The 2,586-nt window shown below is 71.6% G+C and carries 2 protein-coding genes; both read left to right on the forward strand.

The window, feature by feature from the left end; translation table 11 throughout:
- On the forward strand, window positions 1-2,036 hold a 2,036-nt coding region (locus LQV45_RS25245), incomplete at its 5' end, for a cation-transporting P-type ATPase (protein WP_230009367.1).
- A 58-nt stretch (window positions 2,037-2,094) separates the two neighbouring features.
- A partial coding sequence (locus tag LQV45_RS25250) for a PEP/pyruvate-binding domain-containing protein (RefSeq protein ID WP_290370312.1) occupies window positions 2,095-2,586 on the forward strand: 492 nt, incomplete at its 3' end.

Here is a 2,586-nt window from a genome sequence, read left to right on the forward strand (position 1 = left end):
TCCGCATCACCGCCACCATGGCCCTGGGCATCGGCGCCCTGTTCTTCGTCCTCTCGCTCGTGATTGGCATTTCCTGGCGCGACGCCTTCCTGTTCGCCATCGGGGTGGCCGTCGCGCTGGTCCCCGAGGGCCTGCTGCCGACCGTCACGCTCTCCCTGGCCGTCGGCGCGCAGCGCATGTCCAGGCGCAACGCCCTCGTGCGCAACCTCCAAGCCGTGGAGACCCTCGGCTCCACGACCTTCATCTGCACCGACAAGACCGGAACCCTGACGCAGAACCGGATGAACGTCGTCGAGGTCTGGACCCCGGCCGGGCTGCTGACCATCAATGGCCAGGGCTACGGCCCCGAAGCCGAGATGACGGGCGGCGGCCTTCAAGAAGCCCGGCGGCTCAGTGTCGCTGCCCGCGCCGCCTCGGTGGGGCGCGCCGTCCTCCACGAAGACCGCTGGATAGCCGAGGGGGACCCGATGGAGGCGGCCATCGACGCGCTCGCCGTCCGCCTCGCCCTTCCGGGTGAGCAGCCGGAATGGCCGACGCCGTCGCACCGGTTCGCGTTCGACTCCCGCCGGCTGCGGGAGTCGGCAATCGTCGGCACCGCCCTCTTCGTGAAGGGGGCCCCGGAGTCCGTGATTCCGCTGTGTCTGGCCACCGGAGGCGGGGCTTCGGATCCCGGCTCGAACCGCGCAATGGACATGGTTGACGAGATGGCCGCCCGTGGCCTGCGGGTACTCGCCGTCGCCCAGCGCAGCCTGCCCGGGCCGCCCGGCGCCGCGTTCAAGCTGGAGGACGTCGAGGCCGGGCTGACGCTGCTGGGCCTGATGGGCCTGCACGATCCGCCCCGGACCGAGGTGAAAGTGGCACTCCAAGCGGCCCGCGACGCAGGAATCAAAGTGGCGATGGTGACAGGCGACCACGCCTTCACCGCCGCCGCCATCGCCCGGGAGACGGGGCTGCTCGGCCCCACGGAAACCGTGCTGCAGGGAGGGGACCTGCCCGGCGATGATGCCGTCCTGGCCGCACTGCTGGACTGCGACGGAGTGGTGGTCAGCCGGGTGACGCCGGAACAGAAGCTCCGCGTGGCCCGGCTCCTGCAGGGCCGCGGGCATGTCCTGGCCATGACCGGCGACGGCGTCAACGACGGCCCGGCGCTGCAGCAGGCCGACATCGGGGTCGCGATGGGACGCAGCGGCACCGACGTCGCCCGTGAGGCCGCCGACCTCGTGCTGCTGGACGACGACTTCGCCACAATCATGGCCGCGGTGGAGCAGGGCCGTGCCACCTACGCGAACATCCGGCGCTTCCTGACGTACCACCTGACGGACAACGTCGCCGAGCTCACGCCCTTCGTTATCTGGGCCTTGTCCGGCGGCCACTTTCCACTGGCGCTGGGCGTGCTGCAGATCCTCGCCCTGGACATCGGCACCGACCTGCTGCCCGCCCTGGCCCTGGGCAGCGAGGCGCCAAGCAAGGGGACGCTGAAGCGGCCGCCCGAGCGCCGGCACCTGATGGACCGCGCCCTCATGTTTCGGGTGTTTGGGCTGCTGGGACCGGTCGAGGCGCTGATGGAGATGACGGCGTATACGGTGGTTCTGCTCGGTGCGGGGTGGCGGCCCGGCGCCGAGCTGCCGGCTAGCGACGTGCTCCTGGCGGCGTCGGGCGCGGCCTTCACCACGGTTGTCCTGGCCCAGCTGGCGAACGCCTTCGCCTGCCGCAGCGCCACCGTCCCGCCCTGGCGGCTGGGCTGGTTCACCAACAGGCTGCTGCTGTGGGCCGTGCTGGCCGAGCTGGGGCTGCTGTGCGTGTTCCTGTTCCTCGGGCCGTTGGCGGCGCTGCTGGGCCACGCTCCGCCGACGCCGGGAGGCCTGGCGGTGGCGCTGGCCGCCGTCCCTGCCGTCCTGCTCGCCGACTGGTTGTACAAGATCGTCCGCCGCCGCCGGGCTGGTTCCGCCGGCGGCGCCCGGCCCGGCGCGGGAACAGGAGGCTTTCCCCCAGGCGGCACAGTAGCCGGCGGCGGCGCGCGGGTCCAAAGCCCCTGACCCCGGGACACCGGTCCCGCGCAGTATGGGTCCACCGACAATCCGCAGGAGTACTGACATGGCTGAATCGCCCGTGATGTGGTTTGACGAGATCGGCATGGCCGACGTCCCGCGGGTCGGCGGGAAGAACGCCTCGCTCGGCGAGCTCATCCGGACCCTCCAGAGCGAGGGGATACGGGTTCCTGACGGGTTCGCCACCACAGCCGCCGCGTACCGCTCGTTCGTCGTGGCTAACGGGATCGACGCCGCCATGCGATCGCGTATTGCCGCCTACCGGGCCGGGGACGCCACGCTGCGCGCCACCGGCGAGGCCATCCGGGACCTGTTCCTGGCCAGCGAGTTCCCCGGCGACATCGCCGAAGCCATCCGCGCCCACTACCGGACGCTGGGGGACCGGGCCGGCATGGACCGGCTCGCCGTGGCGGTGCGCAGCAGCGCGACGGCGGAGGATCTCCCGGACGCGAGCTTCGCCGGGCAGCAGGAGACCTTCCTGAACATTGCGGGTGAGCGGGAACTGCTGGACGCCTGCCGCCGCTGTTACGCCTCACTC

The sequence above is a fragment of the Microbacterium sp. Bi128 genome, assembly GCF_918698205.1.